15 protein-coding genes are annotated in these 25,427 nt (G+C 74.1%); 5 read left to right on the top strand and 10 right to left on the bottom strand.

Going from position 1 to position 25,427, the window contains the following annotated elements; all coding sequences use genetic code 11:
* Nucleotides 1-2: 2 nt before the first annotated feature.
* The 9 genes from GWK25_RS21190 to GWK25_RS21150 all read right to left on the bottom strand — a co-directional run bounded on the left by GWK25_RS21190 (nt 3) and on the right by GWK25_RS21150 (nt 10,526).
* Nucleotides 3-806 (bottom strand): endo alpha-1,4 polygalactosaminidase, encoded by an 804-nt coding sequence (locus GWK25_RS21190; RefSeq protein WP_215452109.1) that lies wholly within the window; start codon nt 804-806, stop codon nt 3-5.
* On the bottom strand, nt 803-1,465 hold the full coding sequence (locus GWK25_RS21185; RefSeq protein WP_215452108.1) for a spherulation-specific family 4 protein: 663 nt from the start codon (nt 1,463-1,465) through the stop codon (nt 803-805). The genes GWK25_RS21190 and GWK25_RS21185 overlap by 4 nt, the downstream gene beginning before the upstream one ends.
* Nucleotides 1,462-2,577 carry an NAD(P)-dependent oxidoreductase gene (locus GWK25_RS21180; RefSeq protein WP_215452107.1) on the bottom strand — a complete coding sequence of 372 codons (1,116 nt, stop codon included), beginning with the start codon at nt 2,575-2,577 and terminating at the stop codon, nt 1,462-1,464. Before GWK25_RS21180 ends, GWK25_RS21185 begins: the two co-directional genes overlap by 4 nt.
* Before the next feature lie 7 nt (nt 2,578-2,584).
* The gene (locus tag GWK25_RS21175; RefSeq protein WP_184898157.1) at nt 2,585-3,298 is read right to left on the bottom strand and encodes a sugar phosphate nucleotidyltransferase; all 714 of its coding nucleotides are present in this window, start codon (nt 3,296-3,298) and stop codon (nt 2,585-2,587) included.
* A gap of 41 nt (nt 3,299-3,339) precedes the next feature.
* Entirely contained in the window at nt 3,340-4,341 is a 1,002-nt protein-coding gene (locus GWK25_RS21170) for a GDP-mannose 4,6-dehydratase (RefSeq protein WP_215452106.1), read from the bottom strand.
* A gap of 77 nt (nt 4,342-4,418) precedes the next feature.
* Nucleotides 4,419-5,837 carry a hypothetical protein gene (locus GWK25_RS21165; protein ID WP_215452105.1) on the bottom strand — a complete coding sequence of 473 codons (1,419 nt, stop codon included), beginning with the start codon at nt 5,835-5,837 and terminating at the stop codon, nt 4,419-4,421.
* A complete protein-coding gene (gene pelF, locus GWK25_RS21160; protein ID WP_215452104.1) occupies nt 5,834-7,342 on the bottom strand; it encodes a GT4 family glycosyltransferase PelF in 1,509 nt (502 codons plus the stop codon). The genes GWK25_RS21165 and pelF overlap by 4 nt, the downstream gene beginning before the upstream one ends.
* Nucleotides 7,343-7,433: 91 nt before the next feature.
* On the bottom strand, nt 7,434-9,593 hold the full coding sequence (locus GWK25_RS21155; protein WP_215452103.1) for a hypothetical protein: 2,160 nt from the start codon (nt 9,591-9,593) through the stop codon (nt 7,434-7,436).
* Nucleotides 9,594-9,998: 405 nt separating this feature from the next.
* Complete coding sequence (locus GWK25_RS21150) at nt 9,999-10,526, bottom strand: hypothetical protein (protein ID WP_215452102.1); 528 nt, start codon at nt 10,524-10,526, stop codon at nt 9,999-10,001.
* A 766-nt stretch (nt 10,527-11,292) separates the two neighbouring features.
* Between GWK25_RS21150 and GWK25_RS21145 the strand changes: the two genes are divergently transcribed.
* From GWK25_RS21145 to GWK25_RS21125, 5 genes are all read left to right on the top strand, one after another.
* Nucleotides 11,293-12,159, top strand: coding sequence for a DUF4132 domain-containing protein (locus GWK25_RS21145; RefSeq protein WP_215452101.1), 867 nt, complete (start codon nt 11,293-11,295; stop codon nt 12,157-12,159).
* The gene (locus GWK25_RS21140; RefSeq protein ID WP_215452100.1) at nt 12,156-17,072 is read left to right on the top strand and encodes a DNA-binding protein; all 4,917 of its coding nucleotides are present in this window, start codon (nt 12,156-12,158) and stop codon (nt 17,070-17,072) included. The genes GWK25_RS21145 and GWK25_RS21140 overlap by 4 nt, the downstream gene beginning before the upstream one ends.
* Nucleotides 17,073-17,202: 130 nt before the next feature.
* Nucleotides 17,203-18,363, top strand: a complete 1,161-nt coding sequence (locus GWK25_RS21135) for an AAA family ATPase (protein WP_184898146.1) — start codon at nt 17,203-17,205, stop codon at nt 18,361-18,363.
* Nucleotides 18,360-22,334 carry a DUF5682 family protein gene (locus GWK25_RS21130; RefSeq protein WP_215452099.1) on the top strand — a complete coding sequence of 1,325 codons (3,975 nt, stop codon included), beginning with the start codon at nt 18,360-18,362 and terminating at the stop codon, nt 22,332-22,334. Before GWK25_RS21135 ends, GWK25_RS21130 begins: the two co-directional genes overlap by 4 nt.
* Nucleotides 22,331-24,376, top strand: a complete 2,046-nt coding sequence (locus GWK25_RS21125; protein ID WP_215452098.1) for an SWIM zinc finger family protein — start codon at nt 22,331-22,333, stop codon at nt 24,374-24,376. The genes GWK25_RS21130 and GWK25_RS21125 overlap by 4 nt, the downstream gene beginning before the upstream one ends.
* A gap of 292 nt (nt 24,377-24,668) precedes the next feature.
* On the opposite strand, the gene GWK25_RS21120 is transcribed toward GWK25_RS21125, so the two are convergent.
* Nucleotides 24,669-25,349 carry a response regulator transcription factor gene (locus tag GWK25_RS21120; protein WP_215457484.1) on the bottom strand — a complete coding sequence of 227 codons (681 nt, stop codon included), beginning with the start codon at nt 25,347-25,349 and terminating at the stop codon, nt 24,669-24,671.
* Nucleotides 25,350-25,427: the final 78 nt, after the last annotated feature.

Raw genomic sequence — 25,427 nt, 5'->3', positions numbered from 1 at the left:
GCTCAGCATGGCTGGCGCCACACCCCCAGCTCCAGTCGTTTGACCATGGACGAGAGCCCGAGCCGACGGGACTCCGCGCAGAAACGGCTCCTGGGTTCCGTGTACTCGACGTGGAAAACCGCCTTGCCTGCCTCGACGAAGGGCGAGAGCCGCTCGCATTCGTCGTACTGGGCGCACTCCTCGTTGACCGCGAAGTCGAAGTCGGCCAGCAGCTGGGGTATCTGGGGCAGGTCGTTCTTCAGGCCCACCGCCAGCCCGCGCTCGTGGGCGATGTCCGCGATCATGCGGTTGTAGGTCAGCTGGTCGCGCGCGGTGAGGGGGAAGCCGGTGTCGTCGCCGTAGCCCTCCATCAAGTCGGGCTCCACCGCGTCGAAGCCCTTGTCCCGGCACATGTCGAAGCGGCGTTCCATGAGGGGCCGCAGGACGTCCACCTGCCGTATGTCCAGCCAGCGTTCGCCCGCCCAGCCGTTCTCCTCACCGAGCAACGAGCGCGGGAAGGCGTCCTTGTCGGGCCGGAAGTCCTCCCAGGCTCCGACGTTGATGTAGCAGATGACCTTGCGGCCGTCCCGGTGCAGCCGGGCCACGTCCCCGGCGGAGTTCTCGAAGCCGTCGATGTCGTAGACGGGGACGTCCGCCGAGGGGTCGACCCTGCCGTCCAACTGCCACTGCCAGGCGAGACCGGGCCGGGGTCTCCAGCGCGGCCCGGTCGTGGACTCGGTGTCCGGCTCGGAGTCGCCGCAGCCCGCCAGGGTCGAGGCCAGCAGGGCGGTCAGCAGCGCCACGTACGCGAACGTCGGCCTCCTCATCGGTCCGTCCCGGTGAGGGCGGGCGTCAACTGGGCCCAGGGGTTCGGTGGTTCCCCGGTCACCGGACCGCAGACGGCGGCGCCCCGGTCGTGCGCGGTGCGCACGGCGAGCGGGACGAGTGCCTCGGGGACGCCGTAGACGAGGTGGCAGATCCGCTCGGGCGGGTGGCGGGCGGCCCAGGCGGGCCGGCTGAACGCCGAGACGTACGTCGACCAGTGGCCCTCGAAGGTGACGGTCAGGTCGGCTAGACGGGCGTAGCCCGGGGCCGGGTGGACCCCGGGGTTGAGGACGACGGTGGCGGCGCCGAGCCGGCGGACGGCCCGGACGAGCCTGCGGCAGTCGGGCAGGCCGTCCGGGGTGGCCGTCACCTGGTCGAGGAAGCACCCGTCGGCGTCGTACCACTCCCGGTGACGGCGTACGTCGTCGGCGATCTCGGCTCGGTCGCGCACCCCGTAGTCGGTGTCGACGTAGCCGAGGAGCCGGGCGCCGGCCACGCGCAGGGCCCCGGCCGCCGCGGTGAACGCGGGGTCCGGGACGTCGCCGGGGCCGTTCGCGGGGTTGAGGACGACGGCGTACGTGCGGGGCGCCGCCGTGATGAGGCGGTGCCAGGCGCCCGGGTCCTCGGCCGGGTGGACGTAGAGCGGGATCAGCAGACTCACGACGTACGGACACCCTTCTCGCCGCCCCCGCGTTCCCCGACGCCGTCTCGTTCCCAGACGCCGTGCCGTTCCCCGGGGCCGTGCCGTTCCCCGACCGCCTCGGTCTCGACGGCTTCGTTCTGCTCTGCGGCCTTGTTCTTGCCGACAGCCTGGTCCTTCCCCATGCCTGTGTTCTCCCCGGTGTCTTCGCCGCTCTCCCACAGCGCGGTGAGCGCGTCGTCCAGGCTGTGGGCCGGACGCCAGCCGAGGGCAGCCTCGGCAGCGGTGATGTCGGAGCACTGCCACGACACCTCCGCCGACCGCACCGACCCGGCCGCGTGAGCGTCGGCCGCGCGCCCGGCCGTCGCGTTCTCGGTGATATGTCCTCGGAAGCCGGCCTTCTCGGACAGGAGCCGGACCAGGGTGCGGACCGGCACGGCTCGGCCGCCGGAGATGTTGAGGACGGGCGGCAGCGGGCCGGTGGCCGTGGCGGCGAGGACGACCGCTCGGGCGACGTCGCGGACGTCGACGAAGTCGCGGTACGCGGAGAGGTCACCGAGGGGCAGAACGGCCTCGGGGTCGGGGCCGGCCGCGCGGAGCAGGGTGGCGATGCGCCCGGGGAGGCTGGTGGCCGGTGCCCCGGGGCCGACCGGGTTGCCGACCCGCAGCACCACCGCGTCCAGGCCGGAGGTGGTGACGGCGACCGTCCCCGCGAGCTTGGTCGCGCCGTAGAGGGCGACCGGACGGGTGGCCGCCGACTCGGTCACCCGCACGTCCGCGACGCCGGGCCCGTACTCGGCGGCCGAGCCCAGGTGCACCAGCCGGGCGCCGGGCGCGGCCTCGCGGAGCGCCGCGCACAGGACGGCGGCGCCCCTGGCGTTGACCTCGGCGAGGGTGACGGGGTCACCGCCGGTCGCGCCCGCGCAGTTGATCACGGTGTCGGGCGCGGCCGACGCCAGGCTCTTCGCCAGTTCCGCACGGCTGACCGTGGCGAGGTCGACGGCGACGTCGACGGCGTGGTCGGCGGCCGGCGCACGGCCGCCGCCGAGGACCAGCGCGCCCGGCAGGGCACGCAGCCCCTCGACGACATGAGAACCGAGATAGCCGGTGAAACCCAGGACGAGAATGCGCATGTGGTGCTCAGGCTCCCTTGAGCAGAAGCGACTTGCGGGTGGTGAACTCGGCGTTGGCCCGGTCGTAGTCGTCCGGGCGGCCTATGTCGAGCCAGTACCCGTCGAAGTCGTAGGCGTGCGGCTGGTTCTGAGCCCTTATCAGGTCGAGCACCAACTCGTCGAAGCCCAGCGGGAGGCCGGGGGTGTAGCCCTCCAGGGTGGAGCGGGAGACGCCGTAGACGCCCATGGAGACGCGGTAGTCCATGCTCGGCTTCTCGGTGAAGGCGACGACCTTGCTGTCGTCGGTGGTCAGGACACCGAAGTCGATGTGGACCTCGCGGGTGTAGGTGGCGATGGTGAGCGGCGCCCCGGAATCCCGGTGCCGGCGCAGGACGTCGGCGTAGTCGAGGTCGGTGAGGATGTCGCCGTTCATCACGAGGAACGACTCGGGCAGCTTCTCGCGCAGGTTGAGCAGCGGGCCCATGGTGCCCAGCGGGCTCTCCTCGGGGGCGTAGTCGACGGTCAGGCCCCACTGGGAGCCGTCGCCGACGTAGGCACGGATGATCTCGCCGAGGTGGCCGATGGCGATGGTGACGTGGGTGAAGCCGGCCGTGGAGAGCTGGCGAAGCACGATCTCCAGGATGGCGTGCTGGTCGCCGATGGGGACGAGCGGCTTCGGCAGCGCGGTCGTGTAGGGCCGCAGCCGGACGCCCTTGCCTCCCGCCAGGATCACTGCGTGCATGGTGCTCCTCCTTCATGCTTCGTGCCGTGCGTGGACGGGAGTCAGATGTTGTAGATGCCGGTCTTGTAGCGGGCGAGGTTGGCCGGGTCGCGGAAGAACTCCACGGTGTGCGCGAGGCCTTCCTCCAGCGTGTGGGCGGGCTGCCAGCCGGTTGCGGCGGTCAGCCGGCTCGCGTCCGCGACCAGCCGCATGACCTCGGAGTTCGCGGGCCGGATGCGAGCCTCGTCCTCGCGGACGTCGAGTTCGCGGTCCATGACCTTGCCGATCAGCGCGACGAGGTCGCCGACGGAGATCTCGCCCCCGGTGCCGGCGTTGAAGGTGCGGCCCACGACCTTGTCGGCGGGCGCGGTGCCGACGGTCAGGAACGCGTGCGCGGTGTCCTTGACGAAGGTGAAGTCCCGGGTGGGACGCAGATCGCCGAGGGTGATGCTGCGCTCCCCCGCCGCGACCTGCCCGATCACCGTGGGGATCACCGCGCGCATCGACTGGCGGGGCCCGAAGGTGTTGAACGGTCTCAGGGTGACGACCGAGGTGTCGAAGCTCGCGTGGTAGCTGTCGGCCAGTCGGTCCCCGCCGGCCTTCGAGGCGGCGTACGGGGACTGGGTGTTGATGGGGTGGTCCTCGGTGATCGGCACGGTCCGCGCGGTGCCGTAGGTCTCGCTGGTGGAGGTGTGCACCAGGCGGGGTGTGCCGAGGGTTCGGACGGCCTCCAGGACGTTGAGGGTGCCGGTGACGTTGGTGTCCACGTAGCTGTGCGGCGCCTGGTAGGAGTACGGGATCGCGATGAGGGCCGCCAGGTGGTACGCGGTGTCGGCGCCGTCGAGGAGGCCGCGGACCGAGCCGGGGTCGCGGACGTCGCCGAGGACGATCTCGACCTGGTCGAGGACATCCGGGTGCAGGGTCTCCAGCCAGCCGTAGGAGGAGAAGGAGTTGTACTGGGCCATGGCCCGGACCCGGTGTCCGGAGGCGACGAGCGCCTCGGTCAGGTGCGAGCCGATGAAGCCCTCGGCTCCGGTGACGGCGGCGAGCGGTGCGGAGGTCAACTGGTGTGTCCTTCCGGTCGGTCGGTTGTGTGGGGGTGGCACGGGGGGGTGTGCGGTGGTCGTGGTGAGCACGGGGCTCAGGCGTGCGGTGCGGGCCGGCCGAGCAGCCGCAGCGCGCACGCCGACAGACAGAGCGCGGCGGCGGCGCAGCACAGGGGCAGCGCCAGGTCGCCCGGTGGCAGGCGCAGCAGGGTGACCGTCCCGGCGCCGCCGGCCGCCGCGAGACAGATGGCGGCCGACGGCCAGGCCACGCCGAAGGCCTGCAGCAGCAGCGCGGTCCACAGGACGGCGGCGAGCAGCAGCAGTGGGACGGGGTCGGCCCCGGTGAGCAGGGCTGCGGGCAGCAGCGGCAGCAGGTGGGCGAGCAGGCAGAGGCCGAGGATCCCGGCCGAGCGCAGCAGGAACCCGGCGGGGGTCGCGACGGCGCGCAGCGCGGAGACGGACAGTCCCCGGTAGCGGTGGAGCAGCCATTCCGCCGGGCCCATGCTCACCGTCAGCACGATCACCGCGTACGGCTCCTGCCTGCCCTCCAGCAGCACGAGGACGCCGGCGGCCAGTCCGAAGAGGCCGTACGGCAGGGACCACAGCGGGCGGGGGCGGCGGGCGTCCGGGACGGCCGGGGCGGCGAGGGCGGTCCGCAGGGTCAGGCCGGTGGCGGCGAGGGTGGCGGCCAGGGCGAGGAGGGGCAGTGCGGCGCGGAGCCACGGTCCCGGTTCCCACCAGGGCAGGACGCCGGCCCCGGCGGTCAACGGGCTGAGCGCGGCGAGCAGGAGGCGCTCCCGGCCGAGGACGAGCAGGACGCCGGCCGCCGCCAGGTACACGGACTGGGCGGCCGCCACGAGGGTCACGGGTCCGCCGTCGGCGGGCAGTGCCGCGACGGCCGTGGCGACGAGCGCTCCGACGGGCGCGCCGATCAGGAGCGTACGGCCCGCTTCGCGCGGCCCGGTCGCCAACCGCAGGTGGGCGCGGTGGCCGAGGGCTTGGCCCCAGGCCCAGGAGACGAGTCCCGCCACGATGAGCGCCGGGGCGTGCGCGCCGGGGTTCCACAGCGGGGCGGTCAGCAGATAGGCGAGGCCGGGCAGGGCGAAGAGGACGCCCCGCAGCAGGCAGCGCAGGGTGTCCGGGCGCCAGGGGTCGGGGCCCGGCGCGGGTTCCGGGAACGTCCTCGGCACCCGTTCGTACAGGGCCGAGGCCAGCGAGAACAGGTTCGGGTGGCCGTAGCGTTCCTTGATGAGGGAGGTGGACAGGCCCTCCGCCTCCAGCAGGGCGGCCACTTCGTACGGGTGGACGGCGGGGCCGACGCGGTCGGCCAGTTCGGCGGCGAGTGCGTTGACCGCTTCCTCGTCCGGGCCCCGGTGCGGGAGCCGGATGGTGAGGGTGGTGTCGTCGCCGAGGGCCCAGCTGGGGCGGCGGCGCGGGCGGCGCCGGTCGGCCAGCCGGATGGCGAGGGTGTCGTGTTCGACGCCGCCGGGTTCGAGGGACAGGGGGCCGCTCATCCGGCCACCGTGCTGATCGGGGCGGGCGTCGGCGCCGGGAGGACGACGGCCGCCGATCGCTCTTCCAGGGTGGGCAGTTCGAGGTAGATGGAGCGGAAGGTGTCGATGGTCCGGCGGAGGGTGAACTGCTCGATCACCCGGAGCCGGGCCGCCTCCCCCATGGCCCGGCGGCGCGCCGGGTCGCCCAGCAGCTCCAGCGCGGCCTTCGCCATCGCCTCCGGGTCGCGCGGCGGCACCACGAGCCCGGTGTCGCCGACGGCCTCGCGCACACCGCCCACGTCGGTGGAGACGGTGGCCCGCCCGCAGGACATGGCCTCGATGAGGGTGAACGGGAAGCCTTCGCTGATGCTGGAGAGCATGACGACGTTACCGGCGGCGTAGGCGTCCTTGATGTCGTCGACGCGGCCCTCGAAGGTGACGGCGTCGCCGTGGCCCAGCTCGGCGGCGAGGGCCTCGCAGCGCTCCCGGTAGGCCTCGCCGCCGCGCGGTGTCCCGCCGAACAACCGCAGTCGCGCGTCCGGGAGTTCCGCCCTGACGAGGGCGAACGCCCGGATGAGGGTCTCCAGGTCCTTGATGGGGTCGACGCGGCCCGCCCAGCTGAGGGTGAGCGCCTCCGGTTCGGGCCCGGCGGGCGGGAACGCGGCGGGGTCGACGCCGTTGTAGACGGTACGGATCGACTCGGGGTCGGCGCCGCCCTGTTCTTCCCAGAGACGGTTGTAGCGGTTGCCCGGGGTGATCAGGGCGGCCCGCCGGTAGGTCTCCTCGGCGAGGAGGCGGAAGAAGCCGAGGACGACCGCCTTCACGGGCCAGCGGTAGGGCGCGGTGCGGTAGCCGAGGTAGCGCTCGCGCAGATAGACACCGTGTTCGGTCAGCAGCAGGGGGACGCCGTGCCGTTCGAGGGCGGCGAGGCCCGGCAGGACGGCGACGCCGCCGCTGACCGCGTGGGCGACGCCGGTCTCGGGAGCCGGTGCGGCGAGCGGGCGCAGGGCGTGTTCGAGCAGGGAGGTCGCGGTGAGCGCGTCGTGCAGCGTGGGGCGGGCCTCGCGGACGGCGAGGCCGGGGCGGTTCCAGACGGCGGTCAGCTGGGCGATGGCCCGGTCCGAGCGCAGGAAGGGGCTGAGCGTGCCGTCCCCCGCTGCTCGGGCCAGCTCGTACAGGGCGGGCGCGAAGCCGGCCTCGGCCGCCGGGTCGAGCAGGGCGGTGAGGAACCGTTCGTAGGCGCCGGCGAGTCGGTGACGGGCACGGCCCCGGGCCGCGCGGCCCTCGGGCGGGTCGCCCCACATGGGGACCGACAGCACACGGGACACGTGTGCGGGCAGGTCCCAGACGAGGGGTTCGCGTCCGGTGCCGGTGACGGCGATGACGTCGAAGTCGACGTCCGGCATGCCCTGGACGAGTTGGTCGCACCAGACGCTGACGCCGCCGTGACTGTGGGGATAGGTGCCTTCGGTGAGGAGGGTGACGCGCGCCGCGCCGAGTCGGCGCGCGTCGTGGGGAACGGGCATCGGTGTGCTCCACGGCCGTGGTGTGGGGTGCTTCCTGCCGGTCCCGGCCGGGTGGTGCGGCCGGGACGGCTCGATGGGCGGGTGCCGCGGGTCAGTCGTCCGCGGTGGTGGAGCCCGAGGTGACGGAGTCCGCGGTGTACGGCACTCTCTCGTTCACGCCCGCGGGAACGCGGGTGTCCGGTGCGGGGGCCGTGCTCTCGACGGGCCCGGTGGCGTCGGTGGCCGAGGGGCCGACGGAGGCGGGCAGGCCGAGGGAGAGGGGGGCACCCGTGGAGGGGGTCCAGCCGGAGACGGCGCCCGCGTAGGGATCGCCGAAGGCGGAACCGGCGAGGGTGGTGCCGGTGGGCGCGGTGACGGTGACCGCCAGGCCGTCCGGTGCCTCGACGGTGACGGTGTCGCCGATGCGGTGGGCGGTGACGTCACCGGCCTGCAGCGCGGCCTGCCAGGCGGCCCTGCGGCGGAGTTCGGCGCCGATGTCCTTCATCCGCAGGTTGACCACGGGGGTGTTCTCGGCGAACAGGGCCGCGTAGCCGTCGAGGACGCCGTCGAGCACCGGGTAGGCGATGCGGTCCTCGGCCAGGTTCGACTGGTGGATGAAGTGCGGCTTGGGGTCGCCGGCGAGGACGTGGCCGAGGGCGATCCGCTTCTCCAGCGGCACGATGACCTCTTCGTACCCGGTGGCCGGGTCCAGCGGTGCCGTGAGGCAGGTGGTGGTGGCGGGGTTGTCCTCGCAGATGCCGCTGCCGCCCTGGGCTCGGCCGGTGTAGATCCAGTTGTACTCGTCGACCTGTTCGGCCGCGCGGCCGGCGTTGTAGAAGACGTTCATCGGGTGGCGGGGCACGGTCGTGGCGGGGCCGACCTCGCGCTGGACGGGCTCGCGGGAGTTGTCGGAGCCGAGCCAGGTGATGTCGTTGTCGTCGAGGGCGAGCGCCAGGTTGGGGTTGTCCGCGGGCTGTTGCGGCAGCACCTTCATGCCTGAGTGCTCACCGGTGACCAACTCGCCGTCCTCCAGGGGGAGTCCGGCCGTCTCGCCCCAGACGCGGTTGGTGGCGATCTCGTCGGAGATGTCGTTGCGGCTCACCCACCGGGTGGAGCCGTCGGCTTCGGTCGCGCATCGCCAGGGGACCACGCTGGTGTCCTGGACACAGCCGAGGAAGGGGTGCGAGTAGGTGTGGTTGATCCAGCGGAAGCGGTTGCGCTCCGCGACGAACCGGTCGGTGAGGGGGTCGTCTCCGTTGTTGTCCTCGCGGTGGTCGACGCTGCCGGCACCGTTGTAGGCGAGGTCGAGCGTGAAGCCCTTTTCGGTCTGCCAGGCGGTGGCGTGGTCGACGTCGGCCGGGGTCATGCGGATGGGGTCGGGCTCGACGTTCGGGTCGGCGCAGTCGACGTCGCCGGGGGTGCAGTTGAGTGCGGTGTTCCAGCGGTCGTCGGCGGCGAACACGTCGTCCACGTGCACGGCGAAGTAGTTCCGCGTGGCGCCCAGGTGCACCCCGGCGGTCATCCACTCGACGATGCCGCGGGCGAGCAGCCGGAACTGCTGCTGGTACTGGTTGTACACGAAGGTGACGACGAGTTCGCGCCGCCCGTCGTGGCGGTACTCGCCCACCAGGCTGCCGCGCGTGGACCCGCCGGGGATCGCCGCGTCGACGTAGGACGTGAAGTCGGCGCCCGCCACCGGTCTCGACAGATAGCCGTAACTCTCGCCGACGGCGGGGTCGTTGTCCTCGAAGGGCACCGCACCGTCGAGGTAGCCGAAGGGGCCCGCCTTCCCGGCGTCGGTCACCTGGGCCTCGGCGCCGTCGAGTCCGCCGGAGTAGCCGCCGTACACCGGGTACTGCAGACCGGCCTCCGGACGCGCGTAGGTGTAGGCGTCGACCTGGGGGATCGCGTACGTGCGCTCGTACTCCGCGAGCGCCGTCATCTCGGTGGAGCCGGCCGGGAACGGGTTGTCGTTGGGCAGGACGACCGCCTGGTACTTGGCGCGCGGGCGGCCGTCGACGGTGTCCGCGAGGAAGCCGGCGTCGATCACGGGCCGGTCGGAGCTCGTCAGGTCGACCTCGGTGTACGGCGTGCCGGCGGTGGTGAGTTCGGCGGCTATCGCGTCGGTGGACGGGCCACCGTCGCTGACCACCAGGACCCGCAGATCGATGCGGGGTGCGGGGTCGTCGGCCTGGGCCGGACCGGCGGGCAGGCCGAGTGCGGCGATGAGCGCGCCCACCGTGAGCACGGTGGTGCGTGAAGTCCGCTTCATGCGGTGAAGTCCCCTCCCCGGGCAGGGGTGAGCACGCCTCCTGGAGCGGACGCACCCCCTTGCGTGACGCCGGCGTCCCCCTCTGAACCCAGTCGTCGACGCATCCGTCGCGTCACATAGTGGTGTCTGTGTGTGGCTTTCGTGGTCATGCCGCGAAACATGACGGAAAAGCGCAGGTGTCCAAGTGGGCACATCTGGAACCGAATTGAACGTTTTCTCATCCGCCCTCGAATGGGCGCACGACGACCGCGAGGGCCCGGCGCGCTGGTCCGGGCCCTGCGGGGCGGGTCGGCGGACCTCCGGGGTCCGCCAGATCGTTCGCCAGTGGTTCAGACCATGACGGAAGCCTGACCGCAGATCATTTCAGGTCACTCCCGTCACGACCGCACACCTGGCCGACGGCCGTCAGGCGCAGAGCACCCGGGTCTCGGGCGTGAACACCGGACCGGCGCTGACATTGGTCCTGTCGCTGAACTCGGCGTAGTAGTACGAGTAGAAGCCGATGTTCCCGTTGCAGCCGGAGTCACCGGCGACCTGGAGGGTCAGCGTGACGGTGCGGCTCTGGCCGGGCGGGATGGTGGCGCCGTAGTTGGTACCGAGGTTGGCGGGACCGGTGCCGGCGCAGGGGGTGGCGCCGGAGGCCGTGGCGAGGCTGCAGCCGGTGAAGGAGTACTTCAGGTCGGGGCGCTGGTTGGTCAGCCAGGTGGGCTCGATGGTCTGGTAGATGAACCAGACGTCGTATGTGTGGTTGTTCGTGATCGTCATCGACAGGTCGACCGTGCCGCCGGGCGTGGTGGTGGCGCTGTCGGTGGCGAACGTCAGCTCCGCGGGGGCCGGGGCGGCCGCGCTCGCGCCGGGGGCCGTACCGAACACGGTGAGGGCGAGGGCGAGTACGGCACCGAGGCCGAAGCGTCTCATCAGTGGTGATCGCATGGGCCGGGAGGCTAGGCATCCGCCGGGCGCACCGTCTGCCCCGACGGGCGGCGGTCGGCCGCGGCCCGGCCGGAAGTGCACGCCGGGTGAAGACGGTACGGCGGAGCTGGGACATCCACCCCGCGAGCCCACATCAGCGCACGGTAACCACGGTGTGACAGGGGGTACGGGCGGGGCCGGCGCCACCCGTTCGGGCCGTCCGGCGGGCGGGGCGGCATCCGGACGGCATTGGCGCGTATCGCACACCGCGCGCCGCTCTCCCGCCACCGCGCGGTGCGCGGGATCTCGGCCATCCGCCGATTTCCGGCCCCTGTCCGTGGGAACGCCGCGGGGCATCGCCCGCGGCATGGCCGCGCCCGGTGGTCGGCCACCCCCGGAGGGGGACGCCGCCCGTCGGGCGATCGGTGCCCCCGGCGCGACCGCCGGCCAGGGCACGTGTCACTGCGGAGGGTGAACGCGACGGACCCACGTCGGCCGCGCGGCGCCGCCTACGGCGACTGGCCGGTAATACGTACTCCGGTTACGTAGGTCTACGGATGCGTCTGCCCTGTTCGCTTCGATTGGCTTGCCGGGCGCCGGGGGGATCCTCTCGCGTGCCCCTTGCGCGGTCGGGCTTCCCGAGGTGCCGCAGGGGGCCTCGGGGGGAGGCGCCGGACCGATTGTCAGTGGCTGCCGCTAGCGTTCCGCACATGGTCGCACTTGGGCCGGGATTCCCCGGCTGAACTGTGCTTTCTTCTTGTGCAATTGACGCTAGGGGCTGGGGTTCGTGGGATGGCTGTCGGCGGGCGACGGGTACGAAGTCGCTCTTGTGGAGGGGCGGGTGGCCGCACGAGCCACCTCGGGCCGTGCGGCGGGACGGCAGTTGAAGTCGCTGCCGAGGGCGCTGAAGGACCATCCCGAGGTGGACCGGCTGCGCCGGTTCGCCGAATGGCTGGATCGGCACGCAACGGCGTGCGTCGAACAGGTGGACGCCTGGATGGTGTCGTCACTGCCCGTACCCACCGGCCTCCTGGCCCGGGTGTGGCCGGACGAGGCGTGGCAGGTCGCCCTTCGCGACCTCGCGGTGGTCGGTGACGACCCGGACGAGGTGGGCTTCCTGCGGGGCGCCACCGACTCCGGCGAACTGCGCGTGGTGAACCTGGACGGTGAGACGGTCCGTCTCTCCCCGCGCACGGTGACCCTGCCGCACCCGGTGCTGCTGCCGGACCTCGACGACATCCGCGAGTTCGCGGCGGAGCTCGGCATCGTCCAGCGCGTCGAGCAGATACACCGGGCCACTTGGCGGCGCCCGGAGGACCTGGCCGCCAAGGCCACCCAGGTGCGGGAGTTCACCGGCGGCCGGTACCGCTCCCGGTTCGCGCTCGCCGCACGGGCCACGTCCCTGGGGTACCGCGTCTCCGGCGGGTACGCCACCGCCCGGGTCCGGGACGGCGGGCGCACCGTCGAGGCCTCCGTGTGGATCGGGGAGCCGTACTGGGACGACGAGGTGGAGACCGGCAGCCTCACCTGGCAGGACCAGGACGGCCACGCCCTGCCGCTCGGCGAAGTGGGCCCGGTGGCGTGGTCGGAGGGGATGCGGATGGCCGCAGCGCTGTACGCCGGGCGCGTGATCGAGGAGGGCAAGGACGCATGAGCGGGGGGACACGGGTGTCGTACGAGGATGTGCTGGCAGCGGGCGGGGTGCTGCCGCCGGACACCGAGGGGGCCGGGGAGCGGGCGGTGCCGCTGACGGCGCGGACGTACCGTCATCCGGGCCTGGACGACCGGGTGGTGGTGCAGCTGGTCGCCGGGGAGCTGGGCGCGGCGGAGGATCTGGCCGCCGGGTTCCTGGGCCTGGAGCAGGACGCGGAGCCGGCGGTCGTCGGGCTGGGGCTGCGGCAGTCGCTGGGCTTCCCCGAGTGGGTACTGGTCCACCACCCGGCGGACGGGCACCACGCGCTGGGCATCGTGCCGGACCTGGAGAAGGCGGCCCGGCACGCGAAGTCCAAGCCGAAGACGGCCATGGACGCCTATCTGGAACTCGGCGAGCGGCTTGCGGCGTCGGTGCCGCACTTCCTGCCGACCTTCTTCGAGCAGGCCGGGCGGGTGTTCCTCGCCGAGGAGAACGCCACGTACGCGGCCCAGTTGTTCACCCGCGCCCGCAGGGCCGAGGCGGAACACGGGCTCGTCGTGGAGGAGGAGCGGCTCGACGCCGTGTTCCTGGAGTTCGCGCTGGCCGGCGCCCTCCCGGTGAAGGTGCTGTCGGCGTACGCGAAGGAGCTGGCCGCGCGGGTCCCGGCCGAGGAGGCGCTGCGGCGCTTCACCAAGCTGTGCCTGCGCCGTACGGCAGGCGGTCTGCCGCCCTCGGCTCAGATGGCGAACGACCTGCGCCGGCTGGCGCGGGCCGCCGGACGGGACGCGAACCGGACCGAACAGGAGTACCTGGCCGAACTGCTGGTCCTGCCGTCCACGCTGCGCGCTGCGGCGGGCTGGTGGAAGGGGCACCGTACGGCACTGGTGGCGCTGGCGGAGCGCGAGCCCAAGGTACGGGGCACCCTGCTGGACACGCTCCCCTCGTCGCACGACGACGACATGCCCGCGATGTGGCTGGAGATGCTGGAGGCCTCCGGCGCCACGGCCGGGCTGTGGGACGGCTCCCTGCCCGAGGAGCAGCGTCCGCACGACGGCACGGCGGGCTGGCTGGAGCGGTTCCTGACCTACCGTGAGCGGGCACGGTCCTGGCGCGGCTCCACCCGGATGCCCGAGCTGTATCCGCTCGTCGAGCGGACGGCGGACCGGCTGCGCGCCGAACTGACCAGCACCGGACGCGAGTTGCGGGTCACGCACGACATCGACCTGATGGATCTGCTGCTCTCCCTGGACGTGCCCGTGGCCGCCCCGCCGGGGGACTCGGCGCTGCCGCTGGAGCAGTGGGCCCCGGGTGAGGGACACCGCGAGCTGCTGTCGCTGGCCGCCGACTCCCGCTTCCACAAGGCTTTCCGGCGGGGCGCGGACCGGTTCGGCGACGACGACCAGGGACGGCGCGCGATCCGGATGCTGGCCGCGTCGCCGGGCGGGCGGCCGCTGCTGGCCGAGTGGGTGCGCGGGGTCGTCCGGCGGTTCGCCGCCGTGGGTCTGCCGCAGCTGCCCGACGCGCTCGCCCGGCTGAAGTGGCTGCCCGCCGAGGCGCTGGCGCTCGCCGAGGACGAGGTGCGCGGTGCCGTCTCCACCGACCTGGCACCGGTGCTGTCGCGCACGCTGCGCGCCGGGCTCTTCGACGAACTGGGCTGGCCCGCCTGGGAGGACGCGACGGCCACGCTCGTCCCGAAGGACGACGTCGAGGACATCGTCGTCGCCGACGCCTGGCCGCACCTCGTCGTGGCGGGCGCCGCCCAGGCCCGGGTGATCGGTGCGGAGGGCACACTCCTCACCCACGACCTGCGGGTCTCCGCGGACGACAGGTGGGGCGACCCGGGCTTCCACCACGTGGACGGGGAGCTGCTCGTCTACTGGCGGTCCCGCGACAACGGCCTGCGCGGCTACTGGCACACCCGGGCCGACAGCCCCCAGCCCATGGAGGGTCCGGGCGGCACCCGGAGCACCGAGATGGACTGGTACAAGGCCGACCTGAAGCTCACCCTGCCCCTGCCGGGCGGCGGCCGCGCGACCGGCGCGGGGGTGCTGCACGCCGGGGACACCACGATCCCCGACGAGCGGTGGCTGATGTTCGACGGCGCCTCGTACTGGGTCTGGCACGCGGAGGGCGAGCGGGAGACACACGGCTTCTACGAGTACGACCCGGCGACGCACAGGCGCGGGCGCATGAGCATGCCCGCCTTCCTCGCCGACGCGCTGCGCGACGCCCCCGAGGGCAGCGTGTACGACGGCGGCTGGCTCGGCCCCTCCCCGACCGTCGGCCACGCGCCGGCCTGCGCACCCGTCGACGGTGTGGTCGGCCTCCGCACGATCCGGCTGCCCGACGGCGCCTACCGCACGCAGGACCTGGCCGGGCACACCGTGACCCTGCCCACCGGGAAGGGCCGGCCGTCCGCGCTGGTCGTCTTCCCGGGCGACGACCGGGCCCGCGCCGTCGTCCGCAACGGCTGGCAGCTGGAGATCGTCGACACCGACGGCGTCGTCACCTCCGTCGCGAAGACGGACCGCACCCCGGGCGTCTTCGGCGAGGGCACGCTGCTGCTGCCTCCGGTGCAGTTCTGGGAGTGCATGACGCCCCGCGACCCGGAGGGCTCCGCGGCGCTGCGCCGCATCGACGCGGCCACGTCGACGGCCCTGCTGGCCGCCGCCGCGCAGGAGGACAAGGACGCGCTGCCCGACGCGATCCGCGCGCTGCTGCCGGTCACCCATGACGCCCTCGTGGCGGGCATCGCCGGAGTCGTCCGCCACGCCGCCGGGCAGCAGGCCGTCCTCGACGCGGCGGCGGCCCGCCTCACCCGGGCGCTGGACGAGGGAGTGGACGAGCCGGAGGGACCCGCGGGCCCCGCCGACACCGTCCTCCAGAGCGCCCTGAGCGGCCTCGGCGAGCCGCCCCACCACTGGTGGAACCGCGACGAGGAGGCCGACACCGTCTTCCGTTCGCTGCGGGTGATGAGCAGGGCCGCCGGACTCCTCCCCGCCACCACCGCATCGAAGGGAGGGGCGGTCCGCCTCCACATCGACGGGACCGAACTGCCGAGCGGACGGCCGGATCTGTGGTCGCTGGCCGACCGCACGAGCGCCATCGTCTTCCGAGCCCTTGCCCTCACCACCCCGGAAGAGCACCGGGAGGCGCTGCGCGCCCTGCTCGACCGGTTCGCGACGCTGGGGCTGGGGATCGGTGCCGCCTCCGAGCGGTGGCGCGCGGTGATACTGGGCCTGAAGGCCGATCAACTGCGCACCGCGTCCGGCGACTGGCGCGCCGGCTCGTGGAACGGCCTGCTGCCACTGGGCGACGGCGCCTTCCTCGCCGTCGTGGGACGCCTCTCCCTCAACGACGACGACGGCGCCGTCTTCACCGGGTTCTTCCACGACCCGACGGGACGCTTCGAGATCCCGGAGCCGTACACCCTCCGCGAGTCCTGCCGACTGGCCGGGGAAGCGCATGCCGCCCGGCTCGGCGCGTTTCTCACCGAACTGGCCGAGCGTGGCCCGGCCCCCTGGTTCCCGGAGGCCGCCGAGGAGTTCGCGCGCCGCACCGGTGTCACCGAGACGATGGCCCGGCTGATCGTCGCCGGACTTCCCCAGGTCGACGTCTACCAGCGGGCGTTCCTGTCCACGGAGACCCGCAACGCCATCGGTGTGAAGCAGGCTCCCGCGGCCGTCGCCAAGGACGAACTGCGCGGCGTCGACGGCGAGATCCGCGCCGCCGTCGTGGCCGCGCTGCTGCCCTCCGACCCCGCCCGGCTGTGGACCGAGGGGCCCGACGTGGCCGCCGCGGCCGAGGTCTGGAACAGCAGGGTCGGCAGGCGAATCGCGATCCCCGAGGAACTGCTCGCCGACGCGACCCGCGCGGTCAAGCACTCCCCATGGGAACTCCGCAGCGCCCTGCCCGCGCTGCTCAGCCCGGCCGGTGAACCCCGCCTCGCCCGGGACCTGGAATGGGCGGTCAGGGGCGACCGGGTCCGGCCCGTCGACGACGGCGCGGTCGGGTTCACCGCCGACACCCTCGTCGGCTCGGTGGGCCTCGCCGCCTGGCTCGCCCACCGGCTGCCCGCCGGCGACCCGCTGCGGGCCGCGCTGCCCACCGCGCTGACCGCCGTACGCGAGCGGCTCGCGCACCCCGGGCTCGTCCTGGACGTCGGGCGGTACATCGGCCTCCCCCAGTTCCGGAAGACCGCGGGCACCCCGACCGAGGTCGGCGAGGGGTTCGAGCGGTACGGCGCGGTGATCCTGGCCACCCAGGACGACCAGCCCGCGCCGGGCATCCGGGTCGCGCTGCTCGACGAGGCGGGCGAGGATCCGTACCTGCCCGCGCTGCGCATCGACAACCAGCGGCCCTACGCCGTCGAGGTGGCGCTGCGGCTGGCCCGTTCCGCCCCGTACGCCGCTCTGCTGGCCGACCCGGGCGACCCGGTGGCGGGCGAGCGCGGCAAGGACGGCACCTGGTGGCCGCAGGACCCGAGCCGTTCGGTGCCCGAGCTGGTGACCGAGGTGGCGAAGGAGTACGGCATCGGCGAGGACGCGGCCACGCTGTATCTGATGCTGCTCGCCATGCCCGACCCGACGGACCGTATGACGGCCCGCTGGACGGGGTGGAAGCCGGCCCGGCTCAAGGCGGCCCGTGCCGAACTGGCCGGAGGCGAGCTGGTGGTGGAGGCCAGCCGTGCCAGGGCCGGGCGTTCGCTCTTCCTGCCCGGCGGCTGGGTCGACCCGAAGGCGCCGCGGCTGCCGCTGGAGCGGTGGAAGCTGCCGCTGTTCGACGGCCTGATGACCGACGAGCACGCCACGTTCGGCGTGATCGTGCCCTCCGAACCGGCCGCCGAGCTGTACCGCAGGGCCTGGCAGCGGATCCAGGACGGCGACGCGCCACGGTTCGAGGAACTGAAGGTGCGTCGGGGCCGCCGCCGCTGATCGGGACCGGGGCGCCCGGCCACCGGGCGCCCCGGCCCGACCTCGCCCCTTTCCACGCACTCACCGGCATTCCTGCTTACGCCTTTACCTACTGACCACTGACCCACTGACCCACTGAGCAAGGACGTTCATGACCCCGACCGACACGGCGACGGCCCTTCCGGCCCGGCAGATCCTGCCCGCCGAGGAGCGCCACGCCACCGAGCTCGACTTCCTCGCCGCCCACGACGAGGGTCCGCGGCCGCCCGGCTGGCGCCTGACCCCGCGTTCCGTGGTCACCTTCGTCTGCGGCAGCGGCGGCGAGGCCCTCAAGCTGGCCAAGCCGCACGAGACGCTGCCGGACAAGCTGGTGATCGCGCCCAAGTTCGTCGGCGAACGCGCCCTGGTCGAACGGTGCGTGGTGACCCTCGCCGGTGAGCGCGGCCTGCTGCTCGTCGGCGAGCCCGGCACGGCCAAGTCGATGCTCTCCGAGCTGCTGTCGGCCGCCGTGTGCGGCACCAGCGCGCTCACCGTGCAGGGCACGGCCGGCACCACCGAGGACGCCTTCCGCTACGGCTGGAACTACGCCCTGCTGCTCGCCCAGGGGCCCACCCCGCAGGCGCTGGTCGACTCGCCGGTGCTCGGCGCGATGCGCTCAGGCCGGGTGGCGCGGGTCGAGGAGATCACCCGCTGTCTGCCGGAGGTGCAGGACGCCCTGGTGTCGATCCTGTCCGACCGCCGGGTGAGCGTGCCCGAGCTGTCCGGCACGGACGACGCCCAGGTCGCGGCGGCGCCCGGGTTCACGGTCATCGCCACGGCCAACCTGCGCGACCGGGGTGTCTCGGAGATGTCGGCCGCCCTCAAGCGCCGCTTCAACTTCGAGACCGTGCACCCCATCGCCGACGTCGACGCCGAGACGGCCCTGGTCCGGCGGCAGGCGGAGGCGGCGGTGCAGCGGGCGGGCGCGGCCTTCGGCGTGGACGACGCGGTGCTCGACGTGCTGGTCACCGTCTTCCGCGATCTGCGTGCGGGGCGCTCCGCCGAGGGATGGGACGTGGAGCGTCCGGGCACGGTGATGTCCACCGCCGAGGCCGTGTCGGTCGCGGCCTCGCTCGGGGTGGCCGCCGCGTACCTGCCCGGCGGGGACGCGCTCGACCTCGTCCCCGGGCACCTGCTGGGCGTGGTCCGCAAGGACGACCCGGCCGACCACGCCCGGCTGCTCGGCTACTGGGACGGCCCGGTGCGCCGTCGCGCCGAGGACGGCTCGGCGATGTGGCGCCGCCTCTGGGACCTGCGGGAGAACCTTCGGTGACGACCACTCAGGACCCGAGGGCCGCCGTCACGGTCCTCGCCGACTCGGCGGCGCCGTACCTGCTGGGGGTACGACACCACAGCCCGGCACTCGCCGCGGCCGTGCCCGCCCTGCTGGACGCGTCCGGCGCGGATGTCGTCTGCGTGGAGCTGCCGGCCGACTTCCAGCACTGGCTGCCTCACCTCGCCGCGCCGGGCACCCACGCGCCGGTGGCCCTGGCCGGGGCGAGCGAGGGCGGCCGCCTCGGTTTCTACCCGTTCGCCGACTTCTCCCCCGAACTCGCCGCCCTCCGCTGGGCCCGGGAGCGGGGGAAGGAGGTGGTGTGCTGCGACCTGCCGATGTCCCATCCGGCGTGGAGCGCGGACCAACTGGGGACGGACACGGACCGACCGGGCACGGACCGACCGAGCACGGACATCGGCCGACCTGGGACTGTGACGGAGAAGCTCCTCCCTGCCACGGACCGACCGGCGACAGACACGGCGGATCCCGTCACGGACACCGACTGTGCGACCACGGACACCGGAGAGCCCTCCCCGGACACCGGTCGTCCGGCGACGGACACGGACCGACCGGCGACGGACACGGACCGACCGGCGACGGACGCGGACCGGCCGAGGGCGTCCCTCGTCTCGCCCACCGCCTTCGCGGCGGCGCTCACCGCCGCCGGAACCGGCCGTGACGGTGACGATCTGTGGGACCGGTGTGTGGAGGTACTCGCTCCCGGTTGTACGCCCGAGGCGATCCGCCGGGCGGCTCTGGGCGTGGGGTGGGCGTTGCGCAGCGACGCCCGGACGGCGGGCGGCGTGCCGTCGGTCGACCTGGCCCGTGAGGCGCACATGCGGGACACGATCGCCCGCGCGGCGGCGGGTGGGCGCCGGGTGGCGGCCGTGATCGGCGCGTTCCACGCCCCGGCGCTGACGGACGCGGCCCAGGTGGACGCCGACCCGGCCGGCGCGCAGGACGGAACGGTCGCACTCGCCGGCGAGGAGACGGCCGGCACGGGTGGTGCGGTGTCGGCCGCGAGGGCGGACGGCGTCGCGGCCGGGGCCCGGGGAGCGGACCTCGTCGGGGACCACCCGCCGGTCGTCACCTCGCTCGTCCCGTACGCATTCGACCTGCTCGACTCCCGCTCCGGGTATCCGGCGGGCATCCGTGACCCGCGCTGGCAGCAGGCGGTGTTCACGGCCGGGGGCGACCCCGAGCAGCTGTACGGCGCCGCCGCGCGGGCCGTCACCGATGTGTGCCGGGAGCTGCGCGCTGCCGGGCACACCGCGGGCACGGGCGAGGCGACCGAGGCCCTGCGGGTGGCGGGCGACCTGGCCAGTCTCCGGGGGCTCGCGGCCCCCGGCCGGGGCGAGGTCCTGGAGGCGCTGACGACGGTGCTGGGCCAGGGCGAGCCGCTCGGCCGGGGCCGGGCTCTCGCCCGGGCGCTCGAAGTGGTGCTGGTCGGCACCGATCGGGGCCGGATCGCACCGGGCACCCCTCGTTCCGGCCTCGGCCCGTCCGTGGAGGCGGAGGTGGCCGCGCTGCGGCTGCCCGGCCCGGAGGACCCCGCCTCGCGCGAACTCCGGCTCGACCCGCTCCGCTCCGCCCTCGACGGCCGCCGCGAGATCCTGCTGCAGCGCCTCGCGGTGTGCGGTGCGGGCTACGGCGAATCCGTGGAGGTGACCGGCACGGGCGACGGCACGGCGCTCACCACCCGGTGGCGGGTGTCGTGGACCCCGGCCGTCCCCGTCCGGCTCGACCTGGCCGGGATCCGGGGTGTGACCGCGGCCCTGGCCGCCGAGGGCACCCTGCGGGAGACCTTCCGCCGGGAGTCGGCGGACGGCGGGCCCACCTGTGCCCTGGTCCTCGCCGGGCTCCGGGCGGCGGCCCGCTGCGACCTGCCCGCGCTGGTCGCCGACCGGCTGGCGGACGCGGCCGTCGTGCTCCCGTCCACGGCCACCCTGCCCGAACTGCTGGAAGGGCTCGACCTGTTGGAGGCACTGCGGCGGGGACACCTGCCCGGCACCACGCCCGAGAGCAGGTCGGCGGCGGCCGAGCTGGCCGTCGGCCTTCTGGAAGCGGCGGTCCGCGCGCTGCCCGGTCTCGCGGGCAGTGACCAGCCGGAGGACGCGGCCGCACTCGTGGCGCTCGCGTCCCGGGCCGGTGAACACCGCCTCGGACTGCGCATGGACGACGCCCTGGGCACGCTCGCGCGCTCCGGCTCCCCGTTGATCCAAGGGGCAGCCCTCGCCGCGCGGGTACTGCTCGACCTCGACGGCGCCGACACCGTCGGGACGCGTGCGGCAGGCTGGATCGACACGGCCACCGGGCCCGACGGCCGCCTCGCGCTGGCCCTTCGGCTCAGCGGTCTGCTCAGCGGCGCCGCGCCGCTGCTCCAGTCCGCGCCGACCGCGCTGGACCCACTGCTCGACCGGATCGACACGCTCACGGACCAGGGCTTCCTGGATCGGCTGCCCGCCCTGCGCGGCGGCTTCGACACGCTCACCCCGGCCGGCCGCGACCGTCTGCTCGGTACGGTCACCGAACGCCTCGGCGACCGCCTCGACCTGTCCCTCAGCGCCTCCCCGGAACTCCTCGCGCTGTGGACGGCGGCGGACACGGCGGGCCTGATGGCGGTCGACTCGCTCCGGCTGCCGATCGGTGCGACCTCGGTGGGGTCTGCCGACGACACCACCGTCGCGCGGCCCCCGGCTGTCACCGGTGATCCGAAGGATGCGCCCGACGTCGGCAAGAGCGCTGCGTCGGCCGAAACTGCCGAGGCCGCAGTCACGGCCGACGCCGCCCGCCCTGCCACCGCCGACGCACCCCACCCCACCACTCAGCCGTCCGTCGAGCCCCTCCACCTCTCCCCCACCGACCGCTGGCGGCTGCTCCTCGGCCGGGAGAGCGAGAAGCTGCCGCAGAACGCCCGGCGTTACGCGCACGCGCTCGACGAGTTGTACGGCACCGGACGGGGCGAGGGCTCCTCGGACCTCGGCCGGGGCGGCCCCGGTCAGGGCGGTTCTCAGGAGACGTCGTTCCCCACGGCCCGGGAGTGGGGCGAGGAGTTGGACGCGCTGTTCGGTACCGAAGTCCGTGAGGAGGTGCTGGCGCGGGCCGCCGACCGTGGCCGTACGGACGTACTGGCCGAGTTGGACCCCAAGGCCGTCCGCCCGTCGGTCGACCTGCTGACCTCCGTGCTGAACCTCGCCGGCGGAATGCCCGAACAGCAACTGGCCAGGCTGCGCCCGCTGGTACGGCGGCTCGTCGACGAACTGGCCAAGGAGCTGGCCACCCGGATGCGCCCCGCGCTCACCGGCCTGGCCACCCCGCGTCCGACCCGGCGACCCGGTGGCAGGCTCGATCTGCCGCGCACCCTGCGGGCCAACCTGGCGAGCACCCACCGTACGGCGGACGGCCGGACCATGGTCGTACCGGAGCGGCCGGTGTTCAGCACCCGGTCCCGCAAGGAGGCGGACTGGCGGCTGATCCTGGTCGTCGACGTGTCCGGGTCGATGGAGGCCTCCGTCATCTGGTCGGCGCTGACCGCGGCCGTACTGGGCGGCGTGCCCACGCTGTCGACGCACTTCCTGGCGTTCTCGACCGAGGTGATCGATCTGACCGACCGGGTGGACGACCCGCTGTCGCTGCTGCTGGAGGTCCGGGTCGGCGGTGGCACGCACATCGCGGCGGGGCTCGCGCACGCCCGTTCCCTGGTGACCGTGCCCAGCCGGACCCTCGTGGTCGTGGTGAGCGACTTCGAGGAGGGTTACCCGCTGGGCGGCCTCCTGGGAGAGGTGCGGGCCCTCGCGAGTTCGGGTGTGCACCTGATGGGTTGTGCCGCCCTGGACGACACGGGCACCCCGCGCTACTCGGTGCCCGTCGCCCAGCAACTCGTCGCGGCCGGCATGCCGGTCGCCGCCCTCAGTCCCCTCGCCCTCGCCCGCTGGGTGGGGGACCGCCTGCGCGGAGAGAGCCGATGAACGCCGAACTGCCCCCGGTGGCACCCGAGGTGGTGGCCGCCGCCGTGGAGAGCCTGACCTCCCGGTTGCGCAAGAAACTGGACGCCGCGGTCGAGACGTACGCGGCCCTGCCCGTCGAGGTCGACGACGGTGTCCTGCGCGTCCGGTGCGGCGAGGACGCCGAAGTCACGCTGGCGCCCGGTCCTTCGGGCGCGGTGACCGACGCCGAGCGGGCGGTGTGCAGTTGCCTGCTCGCACCCCGCTGTCTGCACCGTGCCGCCGTCCTGAGCGCCTGCCCGGTGGCCGACGCCGAGGACACGGCCGCGGCCGAGCCGGCGGCGGACGACCTCCACGGGAGCGATGGTGAGGCTCCGGCGTCCGGCTCAGCCGGCAGGGCCAATGGCTCCAGCACAGCGGACGGCTCCTCCGCCACCGTCACCCCGGCCGAAGGCCCGAGGCAGGCCGATCCCATCGCCCCCGCCGACGCGAAGGGACCGGCCGAACCCGGCACCACCGGCACCGGCACCGGCGTCGGCGCGGGTGTGGGCCCCGTCGGCGGGGCCGGCGACAGAGGCCGTGGCGGCGGCAAGGCCCCCTCCCCCGCCCAGGTCGCCGCCGCGGCCGGTCTGTGGACGGCCACCGCGGCCGTGCTGGCCGCCGGGGTCCCGGCGGCGGGGGCGGTGCCACAGGCGGAGTTGCTGCGGGCCGCGCACACCGCGCGCCTCGCCGGACTGCACCGCGCCGAGGCGGCGGCTCTGCGGGTCGTCCGCGGGCTGCGCGGGGCCCGCGCCCGGCACGACGGCCACCGGCTGACCGACCTGGTCGCCGCCGTGCGCGAACTGCTGCTCACCACCGGCCTGTTGGCGGCGTCCGACACCGACCCCGCCCTCGTCGGCACGGCGCGGCGCGCCTATCGGCCGGGCGGTGGTCTGCGGGTGCACGGTGTGTGCCGGGAACCGGTGATCTCGGCCACCGGATACGGCGGTGTCGTCACGCATCTCGTCTCCGACGACGGGAGCTGGTACTCGATCGCCGATGTGAAGCCTGGCGGTCCGGCCCGCGCCCGGGGCGCCGCCAAGGCCACGGTCGCCCTCGGCTCCGGGACCCTCGACCACGCCGGACTCTCCCGGGGCGGACTGCTGATCTCCGGCGCCACTGTCTCGCCGGAGGGCCGCCTCGGCTCCGGCAAGGGCGTGCGGGCCACTCCGCTCGCCGGTCTCTCCTGGACGGCGGGCCCGCTCGCCGCCCTGTTCGCCCGCCCCCTCGCGGAGGCGGTGGCCGAGCGGCTCACCGGCGACCCGGGGGCCGACCCCGAGCAGGCGGAGCTGGAGGCGCGCAGACTGATCGGCTGCGACCTGGTCCTCGTCGGCGCGGCGGGCGACCACCTGTTCGCCCGCGAGGTGTCCCGCTCCGGGGAGTCGGCCGACAGCGGTCTCCTCGTCCGGCTGACCCCGGCCAACGGCCACACCGATCTCGCGCACACCGCGAACTTCCGTCAGCTGGCCGGCCGTCCCGGGCTGCGGATACGGGTGCTCGGACGCCTGGAACCCGACCGAGCGGCCACGCTCCGCCCGCTCGCGATCGGCCCGGTCCCGGGCACCGAGGCGACGCTGCGGCTGCCGGACGAGTGGCAGGGTCACGCCGACCTGGGCTACGACCGCCTGCGGGGCGCGCACTTCCCGCCGCAGGACGCGCTGCCCGAGGTCGACGGCCCGGCCGGGGCCCCGGCCGACCCGCTCGCCGAGGCTCCGCTGTGGCGGCTGCGCCGACTGGTCGAGGTCGCCGTCTCCGGAGGCCGCCGCGCGGTCGCCGAGCCGGCCCGCGACGGCGACCGGGACGGAGCGGGCACGGCGCTGCGGCGCAGTGGGTTCAAGGCGGGCGCGGACCTGGCGACCGCGCTCACCGCAGAGGCGGACCGCCGCTCCCGCGACGTCTTCGGACGCGTCACCGACCCCGACCCGGACCGCTATGCCCGCGCCTGGCTCGCCACCGCGGTCTACCTGACCGGCACCGAACGCGCCCTGATCCGGTCCACCTGGCGGCTCCCGGCCCCCACCACCTGACCCTCGGCCGAACACGGCCGAGCGCCATCGCACCGCTCCGGGCCCTCGGCCCACCGGGGCGCCGGAACCTCGGGCCCACCGGGGCCCCGGCGCCCGGCGGCCCCGGTGGGCCGTCATCCCCTCAGAGGTTCGCGCCGTGTCCGGTCGGCGGAGACGTGGACGAAACTCCTGGGCGACGAAACAACCGGTCCCGGCGGTGGGGACGAGGGCGGCCACCGGACCGAGCACGGCGTCGGCGGCGCTCGTCGGACGAGCCCACGGGGGTCGGCCCGTGGCGCGGCGCCCTCGCCCCTCAGGGCTCCCTGGCTCTGACCAGCCCCTTCTCATAGGCGATCACGACGGCCTGGGCGCGGTCGCGCAGCTGCAGCTTGGCGAAGATGCGGGCCACGTGCGACTTCACGGTGGCCTCGCTCAGGGTGAGTTCGGCCGCGAGTTCCGTGTTGGACAGACCGCGCCCGAGGAGAGTCAGGACCTCCAGTTCGCGCGGGGTCAGGACCTGGAGGTCCGCGGGGACCGCGGGCGTTTCGGCGGCTTCCGCGGCGAAGCGTTCCACCAGGCGTCGGGTGATCGAGGGGGCCAGCAGCGCGTCGCCGGTGTCGACCAGGCGTACGGCCGCCGAGAGATGCCGCGGTGTGACGTCCTTCAGGAGGAAACCGCTGGCGCCGATCGACAGGGCCGCGTAGACGTAGCGGTCGAGGTCGAAGGTGGTGAGCATGAGCACTCGGCACTCCGGGTTCGCGGCGAGGATGCGCCGGGTGGCCTCCAGGCCGTCCATGATCGGCATCCGGATGTCCATCAGCACGACGTCCGGTTCCAGTTCGCGGGCCATCGCCACCGCTTCCGCGCCGTCGGCGGCCTCGCCCACCACCTCGATGCCCCGGGCGGTGAGGATCAGCCGGAACCCGGTCCGGATCAACGTCTGGTCGTCGACCACGAGCACCCGCGGCGCCACCGCTTCGGTCCCGGCCGACATCCCGGCCGACGTCCCGGCCGACGTCTCAACCGGCCTCTCAACCGGCTTCTCCACCGGCCTCTCCACCGGCCTCGTCAC

The organism is Streptomyces sp. ATCC 21386 (assembly GCF_018728545.1).
GTDB lineage: Bacteria > Actinomycetota > Actinomycetes > Streptomycetales > Streptomycetaceae > Streptomyces.
Note: the sequence above shows the minus strand (reverse complement) of the source record. Positions and strands in the feature narration are given on the sequence as shown.

Coding starts and splice junctions, on each gene's coding strand:
- GWK25_RS21190 (WP_215452109.1), bottom strand. CDS start 806: ATGAGGAGGCCGACGTTCGCGTACGTGGCGCTGCTGACCGCCCTGCTG.
- GWK25_RS21180 (WP_215452107.1), bottom strand. CDS start 2,577: ATGCGCATTCTCGTCCTGGGTTTCACCGGCTATCTCGGTTCTCATGTC.
- GWK25_RS21175 (WP_184898157.1), bottom strand. CDS start 3,298: ATGCACGCAGTGATCCTGGCGGGAGGCAAGGGCGTCCGGCTGCGGCCC.
- GWK25_RS21165 (WP_215452105.1), bottom strand. CDS start 5,837: ATGAGCGGCCCCCTGTCCCTCGAACCCGGCGGCGTCGAACACGACACC.
- pelF (WP_215452104.1), bottom strand. CDS start 7,342: ATGCCCGTTCCCCACGACGCGCGCCGACTCGGCGCGGCGCGCGTCACC.
- GWK25_RS21155 (WP_215452103.1), bottom strand. CDS start 9,593: ATGAAGCGGACTTCACGCACCACCGTGCTCACGGTGGGCGCGCTCATC.
- GWK25_RS21150 (WP_215452102.1), bottom strand. CDS start 10,526: ATGCGATCACCACTGATGAGACGCTTCGGCCTCGGTGCCGTACTCGCC.
- GWK25_RS21140 (WP_215452100.1), top strand. CDS start 12,156: ATGAGCGGGGGGACACGGGTGTCGTACGAGGATGTGCTGGCAGCGGGC.
- GWK25_RS21135 (WP_184898146.1), top strand. CDS start 17,203: ATGACCCCGACCGACACGGCGACGGCCCTTCCGGCCCGGCAGATCCTG.
- GWK25_RS21125 (WP_215452098.1), top strand. CDS start 22,331: ATGAACGCCGAACTGCCCCCGGTGGCACCCGAGGTGGTGGCCGCCGCC.
- GWK25_RS21120 (WP_215457484.1), bottom strand. CDS start 25,349: ATGTCGGCCGGGACCGAAGCGGTGGCGCCGCGGGTGCTCGTGGTCGAC.